The 25683-nt window shown below is 62.3% G+C and carries 30 protein-coding genes; 13 read left to right on the top strand and 17 right to left on the bottom strand.

Annotation, left to right across the window (positions count from 1 at the left end; translation table 11 throughout):
- Positions 1-83: 83 nt before the first annotated feature.
- Positions 84-497: a hypothetical protein gene (locus tag JST30_12520; GenBank protein ID MBS1715150.1), complete on the bottom strand. Its 414-nt coding sequence runs from the start codon at positions 495-497 to the stop codon at positions 84-86.
- 100 nt (positions 498-597) lie between these two features.
- Between JST30_12520 and JST30_12515 the strand changes: the two genes are divergently transcribed.
- The 3 genes from JST30_12515 to JST30_12505 all read left to right on the top strand — a co-directional run bounded on the left by JST30_12515 (position 598) and on the right by JST30_12505 (position 2533).
- The gene (locus JST30_12515; protein ID MBS1715149.1) at positions 598-1128 is read left to right on the top strand and encodes a PAS domain-containing protein; all 531 of its coding nucleotides are present in this window, start codon (positions 598-600) and stop codon (positions 1126-1128) included.
- A complete protein-coding gene (locus tag JST30_12510) occupies positions 1100-1750 on the top strand; it encodes a hypothetical protein (GenBank protein ID MBS1715148.1) in 651 nt (216 codons plus the stop codon). The genes JST30_12515 and JST30_12510 overlap by 29 nt, the downstream gene beginning before the upstream one ends.
- Before the next feature lie 135 nt (positions 1751-1885).
- The gene (locus tag JST30_12505; GenBank protein MBS1715147.1) at positions 1886-2533 is read left to right on the top strand and encodes a PAS domain S-box protein; all 648 of its coding nucleotides are present in this window, start codon (positions 1886-1888) and stop codon (positions 2531-2533) included.
- Here JST30_12505 and JST30_12500 read toward each other — a convergent pair.
- From JST30_12500 to JST30_12470, 7 genes are all read right to left on the bottom strand, one after another.
- Positions 2530-3309 (bottom strand): glucose 1-dehydrogenase, encoded by a 780-nt coding sequence (locus JST30_12500; protein MBS1715146.1) that lies wholly within the window; start codon positions 3307-3309, stop codon positions 2530-2532. The two genes, JST30_12505 and JST30_12500, sit on opposite strands and share 4 nt — an antisense overlap.
- A gap of 54 nt (positions 3310-3363) precedes the next feature.
- A complete protein-coding gene (locus JST30_12495; protein ID MBS1715145.1) occupies positions 3364-3561 on the bottom strand; it encodes a hypothetical protein in 198 nt (65 codons plus the stop codon).
- A 161-nt stretch (positions 3562-3722) separates the two neighbouring features.
- Entirely contained in the window at positions 3723-4280 is a 558-nt protein-coding gene (locus JST30_12490; protein ID MBS1715144.1) for a DUF1990 family protein, read from the bottom strand.
- 14 nt (positions 4281-4294) lie between these two features.
- Positions 4295-5101, bottom strand: coding sequence for an SUMF1/EgtB/PvdO family nonheme iron enzyme (locus tag JST30_12485; protein MBS1715143.1), 807 nt, complete (start codon positions 5099-5101; stop codon positions 4295-4297).
- Positions 5102-5103: 2 nt separating this feature from the next.
- Positions 5104-5838, bottom strand: coding sequence for a hypothetical protein (locus JST30_12480; GenBank protein ID MBS1715142.1), 735 nt, complete (start codon positions 5836-5838; stop codon positions 5104-5106).
- Positions 5839-5876: 38 nt separating this feature from the next.
- Positions 5877-8180 carry a hypothetical protein gene (locus JST30_12475; protein ID MBS1715141.1) on the bottom strand — a complete coding sequence of 768 codons (2304 nt, stop codon included), beginning with the start codon at positions 8178-8180 and terminating at the stop codon, positions 5877-5879.
- Between the two features lie 173 nt (positions 8181-8353).
- Positions 8354-8806, bottom strand: a complete 453-nt coding sequence (locus JST30_12470) for a DoxX family protein (GenBank protein ID MBS1715140.1) — start codon at positions 8804-8806, stop codon at positions 8354-8356.
- A 111-nt stretch (positions 8807-8917) separates the two neighbouring features.
- Between JST30_12470 and JST30_12465 the strand changes: the two genes are divergently transcribed.
- Complete coding sequence (locus JST30_12465; GenBank protein MBS1715139.1) at positions 8918-9535, top strand: HAD family phosphatase; 618 nt, start codon at positions 8918-8920, stop codon at positions 9533-9535.
- A 12-nt stretch (positions 9536-9547) separates the two neighbouring features.
- Positions 9548-10417, top strand: coding sequence for a hypothetical protein (locus JST30_12460; GenBank protein MBS1715138.1), 870 nt, complete (start codon positions 9548-9550; stop codon positions 10415-10417).
- Between the two features lie 3 nt (positions 10418-10420).
- Here JST30_12460 and trpS read toward each other — a convergent pair whose 3' ends face one another.
- Genes trpS through JST30_12440 form a run of 4 tightly spaced genes read right to left on the bottom strand, consistent with a single transcriptional unit; the run spans position 10421 to position 14303 of the window.
- Positions 10421-11428, bottom strand: a complete 1008-nt coding sequence (gene trpS / locus JST30_12455; GenBank protein ID MBS1715137.1) for a tryptophan--tRNA ligase — start codon at positions 11426-11428, stop codon at positions 10421-10423.
- A gap of 6 nt (positions 11429-11434) precedes the next feature.
- The gene (locus tag JST30_12450) at positions 11435-12082 is read right to left on the bottom strand and encodes a site-2 protease family protein (protein MBS1715136.1); all 648 of its coding nucleotides are present in this window, start codon (positions 12080-12082) and stop codon (positions 11435-11437) included.
- A gap of 3 nt (positions 12083-12085) precedes the next feature.
- The gene (gene lysA / locus JST30_12445; protein MBS1715135.1) at positions 12086-13339 is read right to left on the bottom strand and encodes a diaminopimelate decarboxylase; all 1254 of its coding nucleotides are present in this window, start codon (positions 13337-13339) and stop codon (positions 12086-12088) included.
- A 55-nt stretch (positions 13340-13394) separates the two neighbouring features.
- Entirely contained in the window at positions 13395-14303 is a 909-nt protein-coding gene (locus JST30_12440) for an HDOD domain-containing protein (GenBank protein MBS1715134.1), read from the bottom strand.
- A gap of 78 nt (positions 14304-14381) precedes the next feature.
- On the opposite strand from JST30_12440, the gene JST30_12435 reads away from it, so the two are divergent.
- Together JST30_12435 and JST30_12430 are read left to right on the top strand one after the other, a co-directional pair.
- On the top strand, positions 14382-15506 hold the full coding sequence (locus JST30_12435; protein ID MBS1715133.1) for a 1-deoxy-D-xylulose-5-phosphate reductoisomerase: 1125 nt from the start codon (positions 14382-14384) through the stop codon (positions 15504-15506).
- 9 nt (positions 15507-15515) lie between these two features.
- Entirely contained in the window at positions 15516-17105 is a 1590-nt protein-coding gene (locus tag JST30_12430; GenBank protein MBS1715132.1) for a site-2 protease family protein, read from the top strand.
- Positions 17106-17109: 4 nt separating this feature from the next.
- Here the strand turns inward: JST30_12430 and JST30_12425 are convergent, their stop codons facing one another.
- Both JST30_12425 and JST30_12420 read right to left on the bottom strand, forming a co-directional pair.
- Positions 17110-17670, bottom strand: coding sequence for a 50S ribosomal protein L9 (locus JST30_12425; protein MBS1715131.1), 561 nt, complete (start codon positions 17668-17670; stop codon positions 17110-17112).
- Between the two features lie 15 nt (positions 17671-17685).
- Positions 17686-19089, bottom strand: a complete 1404-nt coding sequence (locus JST30_12420; protein MBS1715130.1) for an MCE family protein — start codon at positions 19087-19089, stop codon at positions 17686-17688.
- An 86-nt stretch (positions 19090-19175) separates the two neighbouring features.
- Here JST30_12420 and JST30_12415 point away from each other — a divergent pair, with 86 nt between their 5' ends.
- Positions 19176-19646: a DUF1801 domain-containing protein gene (locus tag JST30_12415; GenBank protein MBS1715129.1), complete on the top strand. Its 471-nt coding sequence runs from the start codon at positions 19176-19178 to the stop codon at positions 19644-19646.
- 2 nt (positions 19647-19648) lie between these two features.
- Here JST30_12415 and JST30_12410 read toward each other — a convergent pair whose 3' ends face one another.
- Positions 19649-21061 (bottom strand): M61 family metallopeptidase, encoded by a 1413-nt coding sequence (locus JST30_12410; protein ID MBS1715128.1) that lies wholly within the window; start codon positions 21059-21061, stop codon positions 19649-19651.
- Positions 21062-21201: 140 nt separating this feature from the next.
- On the opposite strand from JST30_12410, the gene JST30_12405 reads away from it, so the two are divergent.
- Positions 21202-21540: an MmcQ/YjbR family DNA-binding protein gene (locus tag JST30_12405; GenBank protein ID MBS1715127.1), complete on the top strand. Its 339-nt coding sequence runs from the start codon at positions 21202-21204 to the stop codon at positions 21538-21540.
- Between the two features lie 9 nt (positions 21541-21549).
- Here the strand turns inward: JST30_12405 and JST30_12400 are convergent, their stop codons facing one another.
- Positions 21550-22140, bottom strand: coding sequence for a hypothetical protein (locus JST30_12400; protein MBS1715126.1), 591 nt, complete (start codon positions 22138-22140; stop codon positions 21550-21552).
- A 38-nt stretch (positions 22141-22178) separates the two neighbouring features.
- Positions 22179-22985 carry a dienelactone hydrolase family protein gene (locus tag JST30_12395; protein ID MBS1715125.1) on the bottom strand — a complete coding sequence of 269 codons (807 nt, stop codon included), beginning with the start codon at positions 22983-22985 and terminating at the stop codon, positions 22179-22181.
- 140 nt (positions 22986-23125) lie between these two features.
- On the opposite strand from JST30_12395, the gene JST30_12390 reads away from it, so the two are divergent.
- The 4 genes from JST30_12390 (at position 23126) to JST30_12375 (ending at position 25672) form a co-directional block, all read left to right on the top strand.
- The gene (locus JST30_12390) at positions 23126-24082 is read left to right on the top strand and encodes an ABC transporter substrate-binding protein (GenBank protein ID MBS1715124.1); all 957 of its coding nucleotides are present in this window, start codon (positions 23126-23128) and stop codon (positions 24080-24082) included.
- A gap of 153 nt (positions 24083-24235) precedes the next feature.
- Positions 24236-24466 (top strand): preprotein translocase subunit SecE, encoded by a 231-nt coding sequence (gene secE, locus JST30_12385; protein ID MBS1715123.1) that lies wholly within the window; start codon positions 24236-24238, stop codon positions 24464-24466.
- Position 24467: 1 nt separating this feature from the next.
- Positions 24468-24995, top strand: a complete 528-nt coding sequence (gene nusG, locus JST30_12380; GenBank protein ID MBS1715122.1) for a transcription termination/antitermination factor NusG — start codon at positions 24468-24470, stop codon at positions 24993-24995.
- On the top strand, positions 24992-25672 hold the full coding sequence (locus tag JST30_12375) for a M48 family metallopeptidase (protein ID MBS1715121.1): 681 nt from the start codon (positions 24992-24994) through the stop codon (positions 25670-25672). The genes nusG and JST30_12375 overlap by 4 nt, the downstream gene beginning before the upstream one ends.
- Positions 25673-25683 lie beyond the last annotated feature (11 nt).

The following is a 25683-nucleotide window of genomic DNA, read 5'->3' as shown; positions in this document are numbered from 1 at the left end:
AGTGATTTGTCTTCCACCGGGAGAAGTTCCACCGATCAGGACAAATACCGGGATCGGTGTCGACGGCCCGACTTGGCACGCCCTCACCCCTCGATAACGAACCAACGTTGTCCTTCGGGATCCTCCATCCGGAACCTTGTGCCGGGGAACCCTTCTTCGATGGGCGATAGGACGACGGCGCCCGCAGCGACGGCGCGCTCGAAGACTTCGCGGACGTCCCCGACACGGACGAGGACGCCGTTGATCACGTACGGAGTGTCCCCGGCTCGGGCCGCAAGGGGGAACCGGGAACGGACGCTCGACGGTGACAGATAAAGCGGCGTCGGGGTCGCCAACATCAAGACCTGCCCGTCGGCTTCAAGCTCCCCGTGACTCAACGAACCGTCGTCGGACGTCCAACGTTCCTTGATCTCGAGGCCGAAAACGTGAGCGAGCCAATCCATCATCTTGTGCCCGTCCTCGTAGCTCAGCATCGGAACAAAGGTCTGGCGCTCCATGGTCGTTGGTTCTTACGCCGGTCTTGGGGAGAAGTCTCCCTTCAGACGTGCGGCCCGCCTCCCGAAGATTATCGATAGAGAGCCGATGGTCAACGAACTGATGCGGGAGCACCGCGCGGCCCGGCCGACGCGGACGGAGAGGTCGATCGGGCGAGAAGAGGTCATCGTCAGCAAGACCGATACGAAGGGCTTGATCACGTACGCGAACACGGTCTTCTGCCGGATCGCCGGGTACTCGCTCGATGAACTGATCGGTGCGCCCCACAACGTGATCCGCCATCCGGACATGCCGCGCTGCGTGTTCAAGTTCCTCTGGAACCGGATCAGCGAAGGGCACGAAGTCTTCGCCTATGTGAAGAACATGGCCCGCAACGGCGACTATTATTGGGTGCTCGCCCATGTCACGCCGACTTACGGGCCCAAGGGCGACATCATCGGTTACCACTCGAACAGGCGGTATCCGGAGCCGGCGTCGGTCGCGACCGTCGAACCCGTTTACGCGAAGCTCCGCAGTCTGGAGCAAGACGCCGAACCCAGGGTCGGGCTCGAGCGGTCGCTGCAGGCTTTCGGCGCGTTCCTCGAATCCCAGGGGGTCACCTACGATGAGTTCATCTTCTCCGTCATCCGCTGATCAAGCGACCGCCTTGCTCGACGAGATCACCCGCGTCTGCGACGCGGCGACCAAGGGCGACCTTGAACCTCGCATCTTAGGGCAGTGTGACGATCCTCGGCTGATGCGGATCGCCGAAGCCATCAACAGCCTCCTCGACAGCACCGACGTCTACGTCCGGGAGTCGACGGCCAGTCTGCAAGCCGCGAGCACGGGGCGATACTATCGGCAAGTCCTCGAACGAGGCATGAGCGGGACGTTCCGTACGGGCGCCAAGCTGTTGAACGGCGCCTTGACCGACATGCACGAGCAGAGCACACGACTGGCCGCTACCGATCAGGAACGGGGCGAGATGATCCTGAACCTCGAACACGCCCTCCACGACTCGGCGGGACAGATCTCTCGGGCGATCGACAACATCTCCGAAATCACGAAGAACACGCACGTTCTGGCCCTGAACGCCAAAATCGAGGCGGCCAGGGCGGGCGACGCCGGTCGGGGCTTCGCGATCGTCGCCCACGAAGTGGAACTGACGTCCCACAAGGTCAACCAGGTCATGGCCGAAATCGACACGGCGTTCGCGACGTTCAAAGACGAGACCCAATCGGTTTTGAAGCACGTGGCCCAGCGAAAGGCCGCTTAAGCGGGCCGGTCGCGTCTTCTATCGTCTAAAATCTGGCCCTTGGATGCCGTATGGGGCCGGTCTTTTTCGTCGCGATCACCCAATGCTGCAAGAAAAGTGTAAAATCTTGAAGTACCGGTCACTTTTCGAACGAACATGACCACAGACCGAACGACACCCGAACTCTCTCCACGCGAACAGCAGCTCTTGCGTTACGCTTCGGAGGGATTGACCGATACGGCCATCGCTTATAAACTGGGGATCAGCGAGGCCACCGTGGCGACGTATTGGGGCCGTGTCCGGATGAAGCTCGGTCCTTTCAGTAGGACCGAACTGGTCGCGGTCATGCTCAAGGCCGAACGCGAAGCGGCGGTCGAAGAACTCCGCCGGGAGAACGAACACCTGGTGAAGGCCCTGCAGGCCAAATTCGACGCATCCGAATTGCCGTTCTATAACGAGCTGTTGGAACAAGCGCCGGACGCGATGCTCGTCGTATCGGCCGAGGGCAGGATCGAATACATGAACTCTGCGGCCCGAGACCTCTTCGGCTATGGAAAGGACGAGCTGACTGGGCACGATCTCGTGGAACTGGTGCCCCGGCGGTTCCGTGCCGCGCACGGTGAGCACCGCGTCTCGTACCTCCAAAACCCGCAACGCCGACCGATGGGTCAGCACTTGGAGACGCCTGCGATGCACAAGGACGGAAGCGAGTTTCCGATCCGGGCCTCGCTGTCCGCAATGAACACGAGCCGTGGAACGGTCGTGATCTGCATCGTGCGTCCGGTCGAAAGCCCGCCGGGCTAACGGGCCGTGTATCCGCCGTCGACGACGAGTTCGGCGCCAGTGACGAAGCGGGCTTCGTCGGACGCGAGGTAAAGCACGGCGAAGGCCACGTCGTCGGGCTCGCCCACGTGTCCTAACGGGTGCTTCGCCCCGAGTTCGGCCCGCTCATGGACGACGTCTTCTTCGGCAGCGATCAATCCCTCGACCATCGGGGTCCAAATGACCCCGGGATGAACGGAATTCACCCGGACCTGTCGAGGGGCGTACGTCACCGCGTCCGTCTTCGTCATCGACCGAAGCGCACCTTCGGCAGCATGGTAACCGGCCAAGCCCGGACCGCCGACGATCCCGTACACCGATGAGACGTTGACGACGCTGCCCCCGCCCTTGCGGATCATTTGTGGAACGGCGTACTTGATGCACAGATAGGCCCCTTTGACGTTCACGTCCATCACCTCCTCCCATTCCTCGGTGGTGAACTCGTGGGTCGACTTGTCTTCGCCCGTGATGCCGGCGTTGTTGACCAGCACAGTGACCGGACCGAACCGCGACCGCACCATGCCCATCACGTCGCTGACCTGCTGCTCGTCGGTGACGTCCATGTGCCAATAGCCGGCTGTCCCCCCTTCGTTGCAGATTTCGTTGACGACGGCTTGGCCCTCCGCGTCCAAAAGGTCCGTCACGGCGACGGACGCACCCTCCCTGGCAAGCATCTGTGCGCAGGCGCGCCCGATCCCCAAAGCCGCACCGGTCACGACCGCGACCTTCCCGTTCATCCGCCCCTTTCCGTTTTTCATTCTTGCTTTCTCGGACGACGGGCCGCGCCGGGCTCCGTAAGGAGCCGGGCGCAGTCACCTGCGTTCAGGTTGGGTCGGCCGTGGTTCCCGGTTCCGGTCGCTCGGCCCTCCGGACTTGTAGCCCACGATGTCCTTCTGATCGGTCGTGGGCTTCGGCCCGTCGGACATGGAGCGCCGATATTCTTCGGCTTCGTGCATCCGCTCGACCTTCTTGTCCTTGCGTTGTCCGCCTTTCTTGCGCGTATGAGACATATCATTCTCCTTGACGCCTGATTCCTAACGACAATGTATCCGTTCCGAAAGGCGCGCACCAGTCGCGGGTTATGGGTCATCGGAAATGCTGACAGCGGTCTGGGGCCGACATCCGGTATTGGCATCCTTACCGGCCCCTTTCGACCGGGCTCGCGTAAAGGTCAAAGGGACCGGAAGACCTCGACCGAGCGGCGTCTGGCGCGGAGTTGAAGGGCCCGTCCGATAGGGAGCCCCAGCCAAAAGAGCCAGGACTTGGGGTTTGACGTACTGACGACGCGGAGCGACAGACGGCCGTCGCGGCTGTCCAACGTCGCCGACCATCCTCCCCGGGCATGGTGCCGCTCGGTCGTGACGTATCCGATCCGGCAGCGAGTCTCGCCCCGTTCGACGACGGCCATTTCGACTGCGGACGTCATTAGAGGCCCGCCCCACCGTCCGAAGAGCGGAGCCGATTGGAGCAGTCTGTCCCCGGCTCGTAAGTCCCGTTGCTCGGCGATGAAGCGCCCGAACACTTGGACGGCGTCAGGGAGATAGGTGCGACCGGACACCATTCGGTCCGAGATTTCCAGGAAACGGCCACCTTCGGGATCAGGTCCGAGGTCGAACGTCACGTCGTCGTCGAAACACACCCAGGCCCGGCGGCCCCCAGACTCAAGGTTCCACGTCGTACGCGCGCTCTCGGCCCGTCGTAGAGCTTGTTCCCGTCGGTCTGCGTCCACAGTGTCGTCGGTCCCTATCGACGGGTCAGAGTGAGCCGCACGACCCGGAACCCTTGATTGCTGAACGAGGCGTGACGGTCGACTTTGCCGATGTCGGCCGAGTTGAAGAAGCAGCACGAACGCTTGCTGCACCACCATGACCCTCCTCGGCTATGGACGGTGCGCGGGCCGTCTCCGGGAAGTTGGCCCGTACAGAACTCGAACACGTTCCCGTACATGTCGTAGAGCCCGATCGGATTCGGTTTGAAGCTCCCGACCGGGGACGTCGTCATATATCCGTCGGAGCGGTCGGCGGTCAAGTGGTCGCGACCGTGCCAGACGTTGGCGTATTCCCTGATCCGCTCGTCGTCGCTTCCGAAGAACCAGTCCGTCGACGTGCCCGCACGGCACGCGGCTTCCCACTCGTCAAGGGTGGGAAGGCGGAAGCCTGCCCAGCGGCAGTATTCGGAGGCGTCGTGGAAGGACACCGAGGTCACAGGATGGCCGTCCTTTCCCTTCACCGAGTCGCGGGACCTTCCGTTCGGGAAGCGCCAGTCCGCCGATTTGTCCTTGATCCAACGGAATTCGGGCAACCCCGGTTCGAAGACCATTGCGTTGTGGGAGCGCTCGGCGTCGGTCACGTACCCGGTCGCTTTGACGAACGCGGCGAATTGAGCGTTGGTGGTCTCCTTCGCTGCGATCTCGAACTCGCCGATCCGGACCGTCCGCAAGGGATTGGCCACGTTGCCTTTCTTTCCTAGGCGCACTTCCCCGGCCGGCACTCGGACGAACTCGGGTCCGATCGAGGAGAGTCCCATGACCCAGACGGTCAGGGCGATCATCGTCACCGGCCCGACTTGGCGAACGCCGTGGCCAGGGTCAGGATCTGGGCCTCGGTCTTAGCATCGAAGGGCACGTTGGCCTGATAGCCGGCCTCCTCGCCGTAGAGGTCTCTGTAGAGCCCTGTCTTAAGGAACGGACCGTACTTCGATGCGCCCATCAGGACCATCAAGAGCGTCAGGATGTCGCGGTCCTTCCTGTCGGCCTTATAGACCTTGACGACATCGGGGACGAGTTCCTTGGCGTCGAGCGTCGCGATGACGGCTTTCACGTTCACCCCGACCCGCTTTCGAGTCCGGATCGTCTCACGGAGGAGAGCGACCACCTTGGCCCTGTTCGCGGTCAGGAAGCCCCGTTGCCGCTCGCTCCAGACCGATTCGTCGCCGAACGGGCTCGGGAAGTACGGGAAGATCTTTTTCTGCTCGTCGAGGATCCGCGGCATCATGTCGCAGTTTTGCGAGAAGTCCTCGCCGTGGAGCAGGACGAAGGTGAGCTTCTCCTGAAAGGTCAGCTTCTTGTACACCGAGTCCGGCATGACCCGGTTGTCTTCCCTATCGGTTTTGATCTTTGCGATCAGGGACTTGACCTTCGCAGTCCCGTACAGCGGTTGCGTCAACTGGTGCCGGTACGCGTGGTACGCGTCGCTTTCCGGTGACGGCTTCGGATCGTCTTGGGCGAAGGACGAGACCGCAAAGGCCGTAAGGAGGATCAACGTTCCGGTCCGGAGGCGAAAACCCATGGCGCCGATTCTACCGTTCGGCTTCCTCGGGAGTCCGCTCATCCTCTCGACCAGGGCCGCGGCATCGGGAGACGCTTGATCGACCGCTTCCAGACCCCTCGCCCATAGGTACTGACGATCAACGTCTTCGTGAACTTATGAGCGACCATGTCTGACACCGCGACCCCCGGGAACTGGCCCTTAGGAGTGAAGTCCTCCCAGGTCTTCCCTTCGTCGCGGGTGAGGTAGACGCCGAGTTCGTTCGCGACGAACCACACTTTCGAGGGGTTGTCAGGATGCCGCGCAATGGCGGCGGCAGGCGCCACTGGCAGCATTTTCCCGGCGACGGTGCCCGTCCGGTCCGACCAGACGCGGGTCGCCGCCGTCGTGTTCTGGCATTCCCAGAGCTTGCCCGTCAGCCCCGTTCCTTCGAGGGTGACGAGGATCCGGTTCCTGTCGTTCGGATCCACGGAGACGTGACCTATGGATTCCACAGGGAGCCCGGGTGTCCCCGTGTGGATCGGCGCCCAACTGTCGCCCCGGTCTTTGCTCATCCAGACCTCGCCCTCGCCGGAAACCGTATAGATCCGGTCCGAGTCGCTCGGTGCCACCGCGAGATGCCGGACATGGCCCTCTACGGAGAGGAGTTGGTTTCCAAGTTTCGTCTCCCACTGCTTCGTGACGAAGTCGTAGCGGTGGAGGTAGTCGGTCGCACAGTACATGGTGCGTTGCGAACTCGGGTCCAAGACGATCGGAGGACTGTTCCGGTGCTTCTCGCCAAGAGTGTTGATCCAAAGCTCCTCGCGGTCGGCCCATCCGTTACTCGTGAACCAGATGTAACCCTCGCCTTCATCGTCCTTGTCGAAGTTCGGCGGCATCATGTACTGGATTCCCGGCACTTCTTGGTCGATCGCAGAGTGACCGCAATCCGCTCCGAGCAGGTTGTCCCAGTTCAAGACGTCGACCCCGCAACGTGCGAAACCGTTGTCTTGCAGGCCCGCGATGATCCCGGTCGGTACGGTCGCGTCGACCGAGATCCTCGTCACGAGCGTACAGCCGAGCTTCTTGCTGGTCTGCACCGTGGCGAAGGTGTTCGTGGCCGGGTTATAGATGCACCGTGTCACACCGCCGTCGGTGGACAGAAGGAACTGGTTCGGGTCGACCGGGTGCGGAGTAAAGTTGTGATGGTCGACGTGGGCAGTGTCGTCGCCGGTGTAACCGTTCGCGACGGCCACCCAAGTACCGGTCGCGTCTTTTGAGATATAAGAGTCGCAGTTGTTGACCACGAGCGCGTCGGTCGTCCCGCCGAACGTCCGCTTGAAACACGTCAGACCGTTGTTGTAGGAAGCTTGCGCCCAGACTCCGTCGCTCACGGTCGGCAAGTCGCCCGTGATGTTGCTCCACATTCCGAGGAACGCACCGCCGGCGTAGACACGTTGAGACCCGGTGTAGTAGATGTACGGTTTGGCGGGGTTGACTTTCGAACCGGCGACATAGAGCCGGTCGCTCGACGTGCCTCGGTAGGGCAGCGGAACGTTCGTCCAGGTCGAACCGTGGTCGGTGGTGACCCGTAAAGTCAGCGTCCCGTCCTGGAGCTTTCCGGTGGCCCAAATGTAATCGCCGCCCGAAGTCGTCGTTACGGCGTCAAGGTCGTACCAATGGGCGAACACGTTCAACGAGACCTGCCAGGTCGTCCCTTCGTCGGGCGACATATAGAGCTTCACCCATTCGTCGTCGCCGCCTCCGGCCGCGACGAAAATGCGGGCCGGGTCTTGAGCATCGGCGACGATATCAGCGATCTTCGTTTCGGAGAACGGGCCGGGAAACCCGCTCTGCGTCCATGTCGCACCGTTGTCTTTGGTCACCATGACCCCGATTCCGGCACCGTAATCGTAATTGCCGGATCCCGTTTCGTCGCCTGTCCCGGCATAAAAGTGACCCTGGATGATCGGGTTGGCCGCGATGCAGGACATTTCGAGCTGGTCCCAGGAATCGGACAGCGGTGTCCAGTTCACACCGGTGTTTTCCGACTTCCAGACGCCCCCCATGGCCGATGCCGCGTAGATCGTCTCTTGGTCAAAGGGGTCGTAGACCGCGCAGTTGACGCGCCCGTTGACAGGCGACGGCCCGAAGGCGTAGTCGTTCCCGTCGTTCAAGAGATTGGTGGGGCCGATGTACTCCCAAGGGGACGCGGGCGGTGGCCCGCCGGACGGGCCTTCGCCGACCTTCATTTCGGCTTTCATCCGACGGGCGATCTTGATGTTCTCGCGGTTCGGCCGTTGGCCGGGCCACGACTTCGCACGATACGCCTCGGCTAGGAGCGCTTCTTCCTCGAACTCTCCACCCTCGCGTTCACGGAGCATTGCGGACGGACGGAAGTATGCCGGCAGTTTCCATCGGGGCACGACCGGTGTCGGTCCGGACGGCGACGGCTGGTGTACGAGCAACGAACAAGTCAATACGGCGGGCCACATGAGGAACCTCCAAGAAAGTACCGTCATGATATGACAAAAACGGACAGGATTCGCCCAGCCGGCTAAAGACGTTGAGCGAAATCGTCGTTTTCGACCTTCTTAGACCGACGAGAGCGCTTGGCCATGAGAGCGTCAAGGCTCCAAGGCCCCGCCCCGTACGCCGCGAAAAAGAGGAAGATGAAGCAGAAGAGGACGGCCTGTTGTCCCTGGTTCTGGACCGGCCACGACCCGTTCGGCTGGTGGAACTGGAAATAAGCGACGGCCATTTCCCCAGACGATACGAACGCGACGACTCTCGTAAAAAGCCCGAACATCAAGAGCAAACCGCCGACGACTTCGATCGCTCCGCCGATCCCGGCTTGGGACAAGAACGGAACGGTCCCGCTCGGATACATGTCCTTTGGCAGGACGCCGAACCATCCGAAGATCTTCGAGCCACCGGCCTGCAAGAAGAGGAGTCCGGCCACGACCCGTAGCAAGGACAATGTGACGTCGATAGCGGTCTGTCGGCTCATTTCCGCGCACTCTCTCGTCCGATACTCGCCAAAACCGGCTTCAGCGTTCCCTTCGGCTCGACGGACGTGGCCCCGTCTCCGACGATCGGGGGCCCAGTATCCTGTGCCGGAGTGGCCGGAATCGACGGAGTGATCTTCGACTTGGACGGAGTCTTGTGCCGTCTCGACGACGAGGCCAGGATCGGGCACTTATCCGGAGTTTCGGGCCTTACTCCCGACGACGTCGTCGCTGCGATCTGGGGCTCCGGTTTCGAAGACCGCGCCGATCGGGGTCAACTCGACGCCGCCGAGTATCTGCGAGAGTTCGGAGCCAGGGTCGGAAAGACGTTGTCCCGGTCCGACTGGGTCGCTTACCGCCGGTCCGGCATGACCCCGCACCCCGACGTCTTGCAGATCGCCGCTCGGACGGCGGAGCGTGTGCCTGTCGCGGTCCTCACCAACAACGGACACCTCCTTATCGAAGAGATCGGTGTCCTGTTCCCAGAAGTCGTCCCGATCTTTGGCAGCCAGATCTGGTGTTCGGCGCAGTTCGGGACCTGCAAGCCCGACCCTGTCATCTTCGCCCAAGTGTGCCGACGACTGGGAACCGTGCCGTCCAGGACGCTGTTCGTCGACGACCTCGAAGCCAACGTTCTCGGTGCCGAGAGCGCCGGTCTTAATGGACATCTCTTCCGATCGGCCGACGCATTGGCCCGACGTCTCGCGCCCCTATTACGAAGTTCGCACTGATACAATGCCCCCGTGTGGCAGCGGTTCAGCGAAAACGCGCGGAGGGTCGTTTTTTTCGCTCAAGAAGAGGCACAAGGGGTGGGCGAGGGGTACGTCAGCACCGAGCACCTTCTCCTTGGACTGGTGAGGGAGGAATGTACGGCGACGAGGGTCCTGCACGACGTCGGAATCGACCTGGCGTTGGTGAGAACGGAGGTGTTGCGGATGCTGCCGCGTGGGGAGCCTCGAACATCGCAAGACATGACGCTGACTCCCCGGGCCAAGCGCGTCATCGATCTCGCTTATGACGAGGCCCGACAATTGAACGATCAGTTCATCGGGACCGAGCACCTCTTACTGGGCTTGATCCGCGAGCATGACGGACTGGCGGGCCGCATGCTAGAGAAAATGGATCTCACCATGGAACGGGCAAGGGCGACAGTGGCCGTTGTCCGGGGTAAGGACCCTCCCAAGGGTTTCCCCAGGCCGCAGACGCCCATGAAACGGATCAAGGAGGCTTTCGGCCTGATCAAGCGCCAGGACGCCACGTTCTCGATGTTCCTTTCCCTCCAATCGACCACGCGCACCTGCATGCTCGTGCTCGCGGTCATGGACCATAGCCCTCGCTTGGCCAAAGCGCTCCTTTCAGTCGGGGTGCACGCGCAGGACTTTTCCAACAACGTCGTCGCAGAGTCGGTGCAGCGGGTCGAGAACGCTACGGTCGTCGAACTTTCCCTCCAAGGCGCCCTGGCCAGGGCGTCCGAGCTTGCGGAAGGCAGGCCGACAGATCCCGGACACCTTGTCCTTGCAATCTTGGAGCAGGACGGTCCCTTGAGGACGAGGGTCGGTCTGGACGAAGCACAACTTGCCGAACTGGCCAAAGCGATCAACCTCGACCGGTAAGGCCTACATCTTCATAGCGTCGCGGACGAGCCGCATGGTGTCCGAAGCGACGTCGGACGCTTCTTCTGCCCCGCGCTGCAGGATCGCCTCGATCGCACCGTCGTCGACCGCTTTGCGGCGTTCCCGCATCGGTTCCAGAAAGGTGTTCAAGACTTCAGTGAGCTCGGCCTTGTTCTGCATGCAACCCCGGACGCCCTGACGGTCTTCGTCCCACTGCGTCTCCCAACCCGGCGAGTACATCTTGAGGTACTGGCAGACGGCGCACCCTTCCGGCACGCCGGGATCGGACTTCCGCATTTTCGTCGGGGTCGTGAACGCGCTTTTGACTTTAGTCGCGACGTCGTCGGCCGAGTCGGTGAGGTAGATGCAGTTGTCGTAGGACTTGCTCATCTTCCGGAGTTGGCCGTTCTCGTCCGCGTCAAGACCGGGAACCTTCGCCCGAAGGTCGTCTTCGTCGATGAGGTCTTTGAACTCGGGGAACACGTCCACGCCGAATGCCGCGTTGAACGACCGTCCGATCTCGCGCGAAAGTTCGAGGTGGGGCGCCTGGTCACGGCCGACAGGGACGCCGTAGGGCCTGTAAAGGAGGATGTCGGCGGCCTGTAGGACGGGATATCCGAGGAGTCCATAGGAGACCGGGCGGCCTTCGGCGAGTTCGTCCTTCTTTTCCTTGAACGTGGGGACGCGTTCGAGTTTGCCGAGCCCGGTGACCATGCTGAAAATCAGGTGGAGCTCGGCGTGCTGATGGACGTCGGACTGGAGGAAGACGGTCGAGCGCTCCGGGTCGATCCCGGCGCTGATGTAGTCCTTGGCGACTTCCCTACCGTTGTAACGGAGGTCGGGCGGCATCTCGCCCATGGTCGTCAGAGCATGGTAGTCGGCCACCATACAATAGACTTTGAACCGCTCTTGAAGATTGACCCAGTTGCGCAGGGCGCCCTCATAGTTTCCAAGATGGAGCCGCGAGTTTGTGGCCCGCATCCCGCTCAGGATCCGTCTGTCCCCGTCCATGGGAGCCTATGGTACTCCCATCAGGAACCTGAAGAGGGTCTGCATGACGGGCCGGATCACGCGGGAGATCAGGTTCAGTTCCGGCACCATTTGGCCGACAAGGACAAGGCCGAGGAAGACGAACTGCCCGATGGTGAGGTTCCACCTGGTCCAGGCGAGGCGCGCCTTCTCGTCTAGGAACGTCCCGAGGAGCCACATGCCGTCGAGCGGCCCGAGGGGGAGAAGGTTGAAGCAGAACAGCCCGATGTTGATCATCACGCCGTAAATCAGCAGGTTGCCGAAGAAGGGCGCGTCGATCAAGCCGGGGACGAACCTGAGGGCCAACGAGAACACTCCGGCTTGGATCAGGTTGGAGATCGGCCCCGCTGCGACGGCCATGAAGTGGTCCCACCGAGGGTTGCCCATCTTGCGAGGGTCCATCGGGACCGGCTTACCCCAGCCGATTCCGAACCCGTAAAGGGCGGTCAGGACGATCATGATCGTCCCGAGCGGGTCGAAGTGCTTGAACAGGTTGAGGGTCACCCGACCGTAGTAACGGGGCGTCGGGTCGCCCGCCGCGTCGGCGATCTTCGCGTGGGCGTATTCGTGAAGTCCGATCGCGAAGAAGATCACGATCAGGATCGAGATCAGGGACTGAAAATCGAATTGGGGCATGGGTCAGAGCCCCTCCGGCAGTCTCTCGCGCTGCAGGACTTGCTCGAACGTCTCCCGCTCCTGGACGACCACGGCGCTCCCGTCGGTGCGTAGAAGGACGGCCGCCGGCCTTGGGAGCCGGTTGTAGTTGCTCGCCATGACGGAGTTGTAAGCGCCTGTTCCGAGGACTTGAAGCATGTCTCCGGCTTCGACGCCCGCCGGTGCTTGCACGTCCGGGAAGAGCGTGTCGGTTTCGCAGTGTTTGCCGGACACCGTCACAGTCTCGGAACCTGTGCTCTCTCGCGAATGCCAGACGAGTTCGTACTTGGACCCGTAGAACGCGGGCCGGGGGTTGTCGCTCAGTCCGCCGTCGACGGCGACGTACTTTCGGCCTGTCGAGGCACGCTTCACGACCCCGACCTCATAGAGCGTGACTCCCGCGCCGGCGACCATGGCGCGGCCCGGTTCCATGCCGAGGTTCAGGTCCAAGCGTCCCTGGACGGTCTCCTGGACGGCCGTTGCGATCGATCGGCAGAATTCGTTAACGGGCATCGGTCTGTCCCCTTCCGAGTACCTTACGCCGAGTCCGCCTCCGACGTTCAGGAAGGACGCGGACCATCCGTGCCTCTCCTTCATGTCGACGGCCAAGGAAGCGAGCGTCTTCGCCCCGTTCACTTGGGACTCGGCGTCCATGAGCTGGGACCCGACGTGACAGTGGAACCCGATCACAGGGAGCTTCAGCTCTAAAGCGCGCACAAGCGCCTGCTCGGCTTGGTCGAGCCCGAACCCGAACTTCGTATCGGCCTGACCGGTCGAGATTTTGGCGTTGGTCTTGGGGTCGACGCCTGGGGCGATCCGGAGGAGGACGTCCGGTAGCCGTGGGAAGGCAGCGAGACGCTCGAGCTCCTCGAACGCGTCAGCGATGATCTTGCCGACGCCGGACTCGACGGCAAACTTGATCTCGGACACGCTCTTGTTGTTCCCGTGGAGCCGGCACGCCGATGCCGGAACGCCGGCCTTGAGCGCGGCACGAAGTTCGCCTTCGCTCGCGACGTCGACCGTACACCCTTCCGAGTAGGCGATCTTGACCACGGCCAAGGTCGAGTTTGCCTTGGTCGCGAACGAGACCTCGCCCGGCCATGCCGATACGAACTCGCGCGCCCTGGCCCGAAGCAGGGATTCGTCGAGGACGTACAGGGGCGTGCCGAACTGTTCGCTCAGGCGGTGGGCTTGCTCGTCCGAGAGGATCAGACGGTCGGTGGCCACGGTCGCGGACATGGGGCGGATTATGCTCCGCTCCCGACAGATTCGCGGGGTCGGCCCCAGACAGGGTTTACGCCGCTGCGACGAACTCGGTGGTCAGACCGGCGACGAGTTCCAGGACGTCGGAGACGTCGTCCGGGCTCAGTCCGACCCGTTCTTCGACCTCCGGCTCGATCACGGCCTCGACCCGCCAGTCGCTGAGGGCGTAACCCGTCCGCTGGGCGAGGTACTCCGCGTAATTGACGCAGCAGAGGGCGTCGACCTCTTTATCAGCGAGCAGCGGCTCGGATTGGCCCATGAGCACGTCGACGAACAGGTCCGGCAATTTCCAGGCTTGTGCAGCGGCGACGCTGAGGATGTCGACCGAGCGGCCCGTGACTTCAAGGAACGACTGGTTCAACGACTTCCCGTTCGCGGCGGCGAACGACTGGGCGGCCTCGTAGAGCTTAGCGTCGATCGAGGCGAGGAGCCCGATCCCAAGGTCGTGCAGGACGCCGGCCGCGAACAATTCGTCCGGAGTCCATGCGCTCTTGACGGACTTCGTCCTCGTGACGGTCGAAAGCAGATACTTGCTGAGGAAGCCGACGAACATCGAGTGGGCGGCGAACTTGGCCGGGTCGAACTTCGGCGAACCCTTCGACTGGTGGACGAGCGACTGGACCCAGACCGAGACGGCGATGCTCCGGATGGCTTTTTGCCCGAGGAGCAAGATCGCGCCCTTGACCGTCGAAGCGTTGTTCGACTTCCCGCCGTAAAGGGCGCTGTTGGCGGCCTTGAGCACGCTCCCGGTGATGGCGGGGTCGCTGAGGATGATCTTCTCGAGCTGGCCGGTCTCAGCGTCGCCCTTGTCGATGGCGTCGCAAAGCTGGAGGGCCGAAGCCGGAAGGTCCGGCAAGCTCTCCGCAGACCGGAACTTCGCCAGGAGGGCGTCAAAGTCTACGGAGGGCGGGGCCACGTGCATCCAGTTCGAATCGGACATACATTGTCATTTTCGGCGCTTGGCGGGGCACTTCTTACCGACCAGGGCCGCGAGTTTTCAATCAGGTACAAAACGGGGGTGAAAAGGGTCGTCGTCTTAGGTTCGACAGGGAGCATAGGACGGCAGACCTTGGACATCGTCCGGAGGCATCCCGAAAGGCTGGACGTCATAGGGCTCTCCGCTCACCGGAACGGCGAGGCGCTCGCCGCGCAAGCGGCGGAGTTTCCTGAAGCGAAACTGGCGCTTCTCGACGCTCCTGCGGCTGCAGCCTATGGCGTACCGGGCGGTCCCCAGGCCGTCGTCGACCTTGCCACGCTTCCGGAAGCCGACATCGTGGTCGTCGCCGTGGCCGGAGTGATCGGACTGGAGCCGACGTTGGCGGCGATCGAAGCGGGGAAAAACATCGCTCTGGCCAGTAAGGAGGTCCTCGTGGCGGCAGGGGAGGTCGTCATGCCTCTAGTCCGTTCAAAGGGGCTCGTGATGACGCCCATCGATTCGGAGCACAGCGCCGTGTTCCAGTGTCTACAAGGCTACCGGTCGGATCAAGTGGCACGGCTCGTCCTGACCGCGAGCGGAGGTCCGTTCCGGGGCAAGAAGCGGGACGAGTTGGCTTCCGTATCGGTCGAAGAAGCCCTGAACCACCCGACGTGGAGGATGGGGGGCAAGATCACGGTCGATTCGGCGACGTTGATGAACAAGGGTCTCGAGGTCATCGAAGCGCATTGGCTGTTCGGCCTCGACATCGGTCAGGTCGACGTCGTCGTCCATCCGCAAAGCATCGTCCACAGCTTCGTCGAGTTCAAAGACACGAGCGTCTTGGCCCAATGCGGCTGGCCGGACATGCGTCTTCCGATCCAATACGCCCTTCTCTATCCGGACCGGACACCTGGAGGGTTGAAGAGGTGGAACCCGGTCGAGAGCGGGCCGCTCACCTTCGAAGAGGTGGACACGTCGACCTTCGCCTGTCTCGAGATCGCCCGGCACAGCGCAAAAGTCGGCCGGACGGCTCCGTGTGCCATGAACGCAGCGAACGAGGAAGCCGCCAACGCCTTCTTGAAGGGTCGGTGCGGGTTCCTTCAGATCGCGGACGTGGTCTCCGAGACCGTTTCGCGCCATACGCCCGTCGATCCGACGCTGGAGAACGTGCTCCAGACGGACGCGTGGGCCCGGGAAACGGTCCGTTCGGTTCTGCAGTTAGAATAAGGACAGCCTATGGGCCCCTTGATCGAGACGCTTCTCACTGCTTTGCTGATCGTTGCGATCCTCCCTATCCTTGTCGCCGTCCATGAACTCGGACACTTTTGGGTGGCACGGGCATGCGGGATGCACGTCGATGCGTTCGCCGTGATGATGGGCGGGATCCGCAAGACGCGACCGTCCGAACTCGGGGCCAAACCGATGGCCAGTCCGTGGATCCTGGCCGCGGTCGGAACCGTTGCCGGGGTGAGCCTGGCCTGGGCGATGTCGGCCCAGAACTTGATCGGCGCTTACGCTTCCCTTGCCGTTCTCGGAGCCGTGTTGCCGGTCTGGATCGCGACGCGATTGGGAAACGTCTACCGTCTTCCTCTGGCGTCGACGGTCGGAACGGTCGCCAAAGCTTGGTTGGTCGCCGTCGTCCTGAGTTTCGTCGGGACGGGAGGCAAGGGTATGGGCCCGCTTCAGACGGTGGGCCTCCTCGCGATCTTCGCCGTCATCGGCCTCCTCTTCGTCTATTACCATCCGGTGTTGCACAAGGGTGAAGAGGAGAAGCACGGCCAAGGACAGATCTTTGTGGACGGACCGATGGGCCCTGAGAAGCGCCCGGTCCTCTTCCGGCCGCTCTTGAGCCGTACGGACAAGCATGGGACCGAGTTCTCCCTGTTGTGCCTTCCTCTCGGCGGATTCGCCGCGATCCGTGGCATGCACCCGAAGGAAGACGGCAGCGAGACCGAGATCGAAGGCGGCTTCTATAGCAAACCCCCGTTGGCGAGACTGGCCGTCCTGTTCGCTGGACCGTTCTTCAGCATCGCCTTCGGGGTCTTGTTGCTCGCCGTGGTCCTGGCGATCAACGGTGAACTGGTGCCGAGGACGACGCCGGTGATCGGGTCGCTCACGGCCGACGGGCCCGGAGCAAAGGCCGGCTTGAAACCCGGGGACAAGATCCTGGAAGCGAACGGAAAACCCGTCGCGACGTTCTACGACCTCGTCAAGACCGTCCGTGTCAGCTTTACTGAAAAGGACGGGCGCTACGAGCCGGTACCTGTACGCCTGACCTACGAACGGGACGGCAAGACCCTGTTCGCGAACGTGACGCCCGTGGTCGACAAGGCGCCGAGTCCGGTGCTCCAAGAGGACAACAAACCATCGTCGGAAAAGAAGATCCAGGCGAAACTGCAGATGTCGCCGGTCTTCGACCATAAGCCGTTGGCACCGGTCGAGGCGTTTGACGCCGCCGTGAAGTACCCGGTCCTCCTGGTCGCAGGTTTGGCCGAGTCGGTTTCGAAACCCCAGACGCTGGCCGAAAACATCGGTGGCCCTGCGTCGATCGCCCGTGAAATCGGAAACGCTGGAAAAGCCGGCCCGCCCGCCGTCTTCATGGTCGCCGCGATGTTGAGCGTCTCGCTCGGCGTCATGAACCTCTTGCCGATCGTGCCTTTTGACGGCGGACAGATGATGGTGGCGTTCGCCGAACTCCTACGAGGCGGCCGTCGCCTCAGTCTGAAGCTTCAAATGCAATTGAGCACCATCGGGGCGTTCCTCGTGATGGTGCTCGTGATCGGCGTCGTGACCCTCGACATCGGAAAGATGGCGATGGGCCGCTGAGGCGTCAAGCTTCGACGGCTTCGCCTTCCGACTCTTCGACCTTTTCAACGGTCTCGGCCGGGGCGGCTTGGATGACCTTGCGTTCCGCCGCCTTCTTGGCTTCCGCAGCGACGAGTTCAGGGTCGAACACACGGACGGTCATGCGGATGTCGACCTGACGGTGGACGTCGATGTCGACGGTGTGGTTGCCGAGTTGCTTGATCGGCTGGCTCAAGAGGACGATCCTCTTGTCCAGATCGACTCCGAACTGGGACTTGATCGCGTCGGCGATGTCCTGGGACGTGACGGCCCCGAAGAGCTTGCCCGTGTCCTTCCCGACGTGGCCTTCGATGTTGAGCACCTGACCGTGGAGCTTTTCGCGCATGGTGTCGGCTTCGCTCTTGGTCTCGGCCAACTTGGCCTCGATCTTGGCGTTGCGCCGGGTCAAGACGCCGAGCTGCTTCTTGTCGGCCACGATCGCCATCCCTTGCGGAAAGAGGTAGTTGCGGGCAAAACCGTTCTTGACGTTCACGACCTGCCCTTCCTTGCCGACTTTCGGCACCGATTGCTTTAGGATGACCTTCATTCCCGAATTCCTCGCTTACTTGCGGATCGTCACGCCGACCGACGGCGAGTTCCGCTCGAAAATCTTGTTCAGGCCTACCCAACCGTATGCGCCAGGGCCGACCTGATAGTTGAGGCGAAGGTCGAAGCGGGGGTCGTTCAGTCCGAACACGTCCCCGCGAAGGCCTAGCCTCGGCGCGAGCGAATAATCTACCCCAAGACCCGGCTTGCTGGCGTACGCCCCGTACCGAAGGCCCAGGTTCGGGCCGAAGCTCTTGACCATCTGAAAATTGATCTTGTTGGACTCGAAGGCGTCGAAAAGGCCGATCATGACCTTGTCCTTTCCGATCGGGATGAAGACGTTCGCATCGGCGCGGAGTCGGCCGGGCGAGGATTCTTGGGTGAGCGTCGCCTCGTACTCCAACCCGCTCGCGAAACTCTTTCCTCCCTGTCCGATCTTGTCGATCGTGCCGTTGAACTTCTCGATCATCTCCTGGACCTGGTCGGCGAGCTTGTTCGCCTTTTTCATCAGCTCCTTGGTCTCGGCGGTGATCTCGACCCCGTTCTTGGCCATGACTTCAGCATCGGCCGCGATACGGGGGCCCGATTCGCTCATGACCTTGACGTTCTCCATCGTTCCCTTCAACGAACCTCGGAGGTCGGGGTCGTTGACGAACGACTGGAGGTCTCCGACGAGCGCGTTCCCCTTCTTGACGGTCTCGTTCAAGTTGTCGAGCAGGGCCGTCGTCTTGTCTTGAAGCTGGCCACTGGCCGCAAACTTCTGGAGTTCAAGGCTCACGAGCCGCATGTTCTCCAGGGTTCCCGCCGTCGACGTCAGGAGCCCTTTGAACCGGCCTTCGTTCGAAGCGATCAGGCCGTCGATCCGGTCCGCCACCCCGCCGAACTTGGTCGATGTTTCCGTCACCGAGTTCATCAGGGCATGAAGGTCGTGCTTAAGGGATTTGTCCTCGAGCAGTCCTTGCACCGCGACCATCGTCTTGTTCAGCTCTTCCAAGGTTTTGCCGGCTTCGGGGGCGAGTCCCTCGAGCGGCGAACCGAGCCGGCCCGCCAGAACCGCCTCAGGCTGGAGATATCCGTCGACCTTCTCCGGAGGGACGATGAACACCCGCGTGTCACCGATAGAGATGAACGACATCGGGACTTGGGCCGTGCTTCCGGCCGGGATCTGTGTGCCTTTGTCGAGGTCGAACGTCAAGCGGGCTTGCTTCGGCCCGAGCAGCCGGACGTCCTTGACCTGGCCGACCTGGACGCCGGAAAGGAACACGGCCGAGCCCGTTGCGACGCCTCCGGCGTCCGCAAAGTCGGCGAAATAGCGTTCTGTCGGCTTGGCGAAAAGGTTCTTTTCGAGCACGGCGTACGCTCCGAGGAGGAGGCCCACGAAGACGACCACGAAGAGCCCGACCTTCCACGCCGACTGCATCACAGCATTCTAGACGGACAAGGACACGGTAGAAGTGCCGTGCGGCCTGTTGCGTCTTGCGCGATCTGCGCAGGTACAACCCAGGGGTGCAGAGCAACGCCGCAACCGTCGAAGAGTATCTCGCTTCCCTACCGGACGACCGGCGCGAAGCCCTGTCCGCCGTCCGTAAAGTCATCCTGGACAACCTCGCGGAAGGCTTCGAAGAAGGGATGCAGTACGGGATGATCGGCTATTACGTGCCACATTCCCTTTATCCTTCCGGCTACCATTGCGACCCGAAGCAGGCCCTACCTTTCGGCGGCTTGGCCTCTCAGAAGAACCACATGTCGCTCTACCTGATGTGCGCGTACGGCGAGGGGCCGGTCAAAGAGGAATTCGTCCAAGGGTTCAAGGACGCAGGCAAGAAACTCGACATGGGAAAGGCGTGCGTCCGGTTCAAAAGGCTCGACGATCTCGCTTTGGACGTCGTCGCGAAAACGGTCGGCCGCCTCAGCGTCCAAGACTGGATCGACGTCTATGAAGCCTCCGTTCCGCCGTCGAAGCGCAAGAAGCGCTGAACCTACGGCCAGTTCTGAAGGACTTTCGAGGCGGCGTCGCTCGCGAGAACGTCGGCTTGGACCGTCCGGCCCTCTTTCTTGAGCCCGACCTGAGGCAGCACCGAATCCCACGGGAGCGGTGACGCTGTCTTGACGGCCGCGTCGTAGAGCGGGCCAAGGTCGTCCCCACCGATCTGGACGCAGAGTTCACGGATCCGCCCGTCTTGGTAGCCGGGTTTGGGAGGTTTCGTCTCTTTGTAGAGCGCCCGCACGACGTCGTCGAGCGATTTCTTGCCGCCGGTCCGCCCGAGAATGGCGAGATCCAGGAACGCCCCCACGGCGTTGCCTTTTTCGTAGTAGCTCGCCCCTCCGAAACCGAAACTGCCCTTACCCTCCCAGACCCGGAGGCTCGCCGTCTCCGCAGACACTTTCAAATAGGCGCCACGGGACACGCTCTCGGCGCCCGAACCGATTTCGCCAAGGAACTGGTCCCGGGTCATCAGCCCGGCCCTGGTCGCCAGCTTGGACGCGTAATAGTCGGTCACGCCTTCCAGCCACCAGAGGGTCGACGTCGTTGCGGGTTTGGTGTAGTCGAACGGCCCGAGACAGGCGGCGCGGATCCGCTTGACGTTGAAGCAGTGGAAGTACTCGTGGAACAGGATGCCGTACGACCGCTTGGCGTCCGACGACGGGAACAGGCCGATGCGGGTCGAATCGGCGTGTTCGAGCCCCCCGCCACGGCCGCCGAAGTCGAGGAAGAACGTGTAAGACTTGTACGGCAGCTCGCCGAAGAGCCGGAACGCCTGATCTGCGGCGGCCATCCCTGTTTCCAGGAAGCGGTCCATGTCCACGTTCTGGTTCCGACCGAACCCGACGACCCGGTGCGTCCGGTTATGGACGATGCCGTTCGCGACCTTGACGTCGGGACCGATAACGATCGGCGAGTCGATCAGGTGGTCGTAGTCGCGGGCTTGGACGGTCGTCCCGGTGACGTCCATTGGAGTCCAGGGCTTTGCCGGCAGATGGAGCTTCACGGGTTCGTGAGCGTGCCCTTCGAACCAGCCGAAGACTCCGCCCCCGTTGACAAAGACCTCGTTCGCCCGGATCTGCAAGTTGGGGCTGAAGTTCCCCATGCTCGGAGAGACCACGTAACGGACGCGGTCGGCCCCGCCCGGGACGGTCCAAAGGTTGACGTCGTCCCCACGGATCGAGGGCACCTCCTTGGCACCCTTGTAAAAGCGGACGTCGGACAAGCGACGGCCGTAATCGAACAGTTCGTAGTCGCCCGGGATCCACGCCGGCATCCTGAACTCTTCGCTCGGCTTTTCGACCTTGATGCCGACGACGGCGTCCTTTTCCCGGACTTCGAGGGTGTATTCGGCGGCTCGGACGAAGGTCGTGAGGGTGGCCAGTGTCAAAAAGAGCAGTGGGCGCAAGGCCCTATGCTACCCAGGTGGCCTTGAGACGAAGAATGAACGTTTTTTCACTCAAGTCGTAAAAATGCGGGCACCTTTTTGACCGATGAGGAGTCAAACCAGATGGAGGCCGCCGTTGGGCGGTCTGCGAGAGGATTGATATGAGCCCCGAACAAGCTCGTTGCATTTTGCTGTCGTTGCCAGGCGCCGTCGAGGGATCGCACCACGGTCACCCCGACTTTCGCTACGTCAATAAGATTTTTGCCACCCTTTGGCCGGCCGATGGCCGGGCGGTGCTCCGTTTGTCCAGTGGAGCCGCCGAGGTCTTGGCCCTCCAAGAACCCGACCGCTACGCCATCCACTCCCGGAGCGCCAATTGGTACTGGCTCAGCGTTTCCCTGGACCACGTCGACGAGCAGGACTTCGTCGAACTGGCGGAGACGGCCAGGAGGGCGATCAAACTGACTCCCAAGGAACGCGAACTCGCGATAGCGGGCTAGTCCCGCCGTTCAGATCTGGTCGATGTCGGTCTTCGGCAACTTCTTACGGAGTCGCCGGATCACCGACGCCGGGACGGACTTCGGCAAGGATAAGACCTTCAGGCGCTGCATCGTGCCCAGTACGAGCAGGTCGTTCGGAGGCAATTGTGCGTTGTAGAGGTACAGCCGCTCCAGAGTCTTGATCCGCGTCAGTCGGGCAAGGCCGGACTTCGTCAACCGGGCGCGGTTCAGGTCCAGTTTCACAAGGGCTTTCAACCCGGAGAGCGGTGTCGTGCAGTCATCGGTCAGTCGGTCAGAGACCAGCACCACGGTATGGAGTCGGGGTACCTCCTTGATCCACCGGACGCCGGCATCCCCGAACCCGCCCTGGAGCAACCGGATCGAGCCGACGTCTCTCCGACCTGTCACCCGTTTGATCGTGGCGTCGGCGACCGGTCCTTCGGACTCCACCCACAGCTCCCAGCCGCCCCGAACGTCGGATCCGACCGAGACGGCAAGGCCCTGACCGCTGAGCGATCGGGCGAGGGCCTTCAAGCTTTCCGGAGCTTCTTGACGCCCAGTGCCGACGGACAGGGCCAGGGCGAAGAGGAGAGGCGTCATCTTCCGACTCTACCGACAGATCGGGCACGCCGTTAGCGTCACAACGCGCGAAGGATTTGCAGCATCTTGGCCCAAGCCGCGTCACGGGCCTTCTTGTTCGCTTCTTGTGCGTCCGGTTGCTGGCCGGAACGCATGAAACCGTGGCCCGCACCTTCGTAGACGTCGGAGCTGTACGTTTTTCCAGCCGCTTTCATGAGGCTCGAAGACTCTTCGACCGTCGACGTCACCCGGTTGTCGTTTCCGCCGTAGAACCCGTAGACGGGCGCCTTGATCGCTTCGACAGACTTCTCGTCCCGGGGACCCGTGCCGTAGAAAACGAAGGCGGCACCCAGGTCTTGACGTTCGGTGGCGTATTGGAACGACCGGCTTCCACCCCAGCAGAAGCCGGCGACCGCAGCCTTACCGTTCGAGCTGTCCAACGTCTTGCCGTACTCGACTGCAGCGTCCAGGTCCGCCCGTACTTGCGCCGCAGGAAGTCCGCTGACGGCTTCGCGGGCCTTCCCGACGTCCTCAAACGCGTCCGACCGTCCACCGCCAGGGCCCATGCCGCTCAAGAAGTCGGGGGCGATGGCGATAAAACCCTCGGCGGCCAGTTCGTCGGCGACGGACATGACCCAGTCGGTCAGACCCATGATCTCGTGGATCAGCACGACGACCGTCGCCTTACCCTTGGACTCTGGATAGACGACGAAGCACTTGAGCGTTCGGTCCCCGTGCTTCACGGAAACCCATTCCTGGTGCCGGCCCGATGCTTCGAGCTTCTTCTTGGCCCAATCCTGCGCTCCTGCAGGTGGCGCGGCGCACAGAACGGTCAAGAGGGCGGTCAACGTCGCGAAAACCTTCATCTTCCTGTGGATGATACAACGCCGTCCCTTCGGCCCATGTTCGGGCTCGTCGCGCATTCGGGGTGCGGCGAGGGATATGCTGTCCCGCGATGAAACAGTCATCCCTTGCGGCGTTCGCGGGACTCGTCGCGGTCTCGCTGATGGCCCTGGCGGGTTGTGGCGACCAAGGACAGGGTCAAGCGGCCGGCGACAAACCGGCGGTCGACGGGCAAAAGCCCGAGTCGAAGACCATCACGGTCGGGTTCTCCCAGATCGGGGCGGAAAGTGCCTGGCGCACGGCGAACACCGAGTCGATCCGGTCAGAAGCCGAGAAGCGAGGCATCAAACTCCAGTTCTCCGACGCCCAGCAGAAGCAGGAGAACCAGATCAAGGCGATCAAGAACTTTATCGCCCAGAAGGTCGACGTGATCGCGTTCAGCCCCGTCGTCGAGACCGGGTGGGAGCCGGTCCTCAAGGAAGCGAAGGAAGCTGGCATTCCCGTCATCGTCTCCGACCGCCGCCCGGACGTTCCCGAAGACCTCTATGTGACCTTTATCGGTTCGGATTTCATCGCCGAGGGCCGGATGGCGGCCGAGTGGCTGTCGAAAAAGACGGGCGGCAAGGCCGTGATCGCCGAGTTGACGGGCACGCCTGGTAGCGCGCCGGCGAACGACCGCAAGAAGGGCTTCGCCGAAGAACTTGCGAAGTACCCGGACATGAAGGTCGTGTTCTCGCAGACCGGCGAGTTCACCCGCGCCAAGGGCAAGGAGGTCATGGAGGCCTTCCTGAAGAGTCCTGAAGGGGCGAACGTCACCGCTCTCTACGCCCACAACGACGATATGGCCCTGGGAGCGATCCAAGCCATCGAAGAGGCGGGCAAAAAGCCGGGCAAGGACATCGTGATCGTCTCGATCGACGGTGTGAAGGGCGCTTTCGAGGCCATGGTCGCAGGCAAATTGAACTGTAGCGTCGAATGCAACCCGTTGCTCGGCCCGCCGCTTTTCGACGCCGTCGAAGCCGTGCTCGCCAAGAAGGAACTGCCGAAACGGACGATCATCAAAGACGGCATCTTCGACGAAACCGTCGCGGCCAAAGAACTTCCCGGCCGCAAGTACTGACCACGCTCCGGCGGGGCGGCCCGGTCGCTTCCCCGCCGAGCATTGGTCCCCTTTTGACCAGGGTGGGAACGCGTCCGGGAAGGCCATGGTACACTTCCTTACATCCCCCTACGGCCGAAAGGCGACGGACGGCCGGAGCAGTTTGGACACCCTATGAGCAATAAGCCGACAGCCCCAGTACCCGACATCCGCGGGCGAGGGATCGCGGGGTTCTACCGCGACGTCCTCCGCGAGATGAAGCACGTGACGTGGCCGACTCGGAGCGAGACGACGCGTCTCACCGGAGTCGTCCTCGGTATCTGCGTGATGTTGGCGCTCGTCCTTACCGGACTCTCGTTCGTGCTCGAACAGATCCTCCACATCATCGGGATCGGAGGCAAGTAACGTGGCTAAAGCCTGGTACGCCGTCCACACCATTTCCGGCCACGAGAACAAGGTCCGCGGCCTCCTCCAGCGTCGCGCCGAAGTCGAGGGCGTCTGGAACTACGACATTTTCGACATCCTCATCCCGACAGAACAAGAGCTGACGTCGCGCGCCGGCAAGCGCATGGTCGTGCAGAAGAAAGTCTTTCCTGGCTATATCCTTGTCCTGATGAACCTGACCGAGGACACGTACAAGCTCGTGAAGAACACGTCCGGCGTCACCGGGTTCGTGCAGAGCGGCAACCGTCCGATCCCTCTCGAAGAGTACGAGGTCCGGCGGATCATGACCAACATCGAAGCCAATAAGGAAGCGCCTCGCGTGGCCTTCAATAAGGGCGAGGTCATCCGCGTCGTCGAAGGTCCGTTCGCCGACTACACGGGCAAGATCGAAGAAGTCAATCCTGAGCGCGAAAAGCTTAAGGTCCTCATCTCCATCTTCGGGCGTGACACGCCCGTCGAGTTGGACTTCGAGCAAGTCGAAAAGATGTGACGCGGGCCAAACCTGGCTTCGAAACCCCATTGATCGTCGTCGTCGACGGTGAGAACGTTCCTGTCGCCGTACGGCGGTCGGCCAAAGCTCGACGCGTCCGGATCCGGGTCGCGGACGCCGGGGCCGAAGTCGTCCTCCCGTTGCGGACGTCCTTCCGTCAAGCCGAAACGATCGTGCGGCAACACGAGAGTTGGCTCGTGTCGGCTTTGCGAAGGCGCACCTTGCACGCCGCAAACCGCCCGCCAGACGGTCAAATGCTCCTTCGAGGCGAGTGGACGCCGGTCGGTGCGGTCGCCTGCGGACTCCTGAAGTCGGAAACCGTCACTGGAGAGGCCCTGACCCGTGCCCTCAAGGGACTGGCGCGGCTGGACGTGATGGAAGCCGTCACGAAATGGTCCCGACTCATGGGGCTGGTGCCGAAGAGCGTCTCCCTTCGAGACCAGAAGACGAAGTGGGGCGCGTGCACTTCGCGGGGCACGGTGACGTTCAATTGGAGGCTCCTCATGGCCCCGCCTGCCGTGCTCGAATACGTCGTGGTCCACGAACTGGCCCATCTCAAAGAGCTGAACCACTCTCCACGGTTCTGGGCGATCGTGCGAGAACACTGTCCCGACTATGCGGTCCACAAGAAGTGGCTGCGCGACAACGAGCGGTTCCTGAAGCTCGACGCCTGGTAGCCCAGCGCCCA

Source organism: Armatimonadota bacterium, from assembly GCA_018268395.1.
Taxonomy (GTDB): Bacteria; Armatimonadota; Fimbriimonadia; order Fimbriimonadales; family Fimbriimonadaceae; genus JAEURO01.
This window is presented reverse-complemented; position numbering and strand designations above follow the sequence as displayed.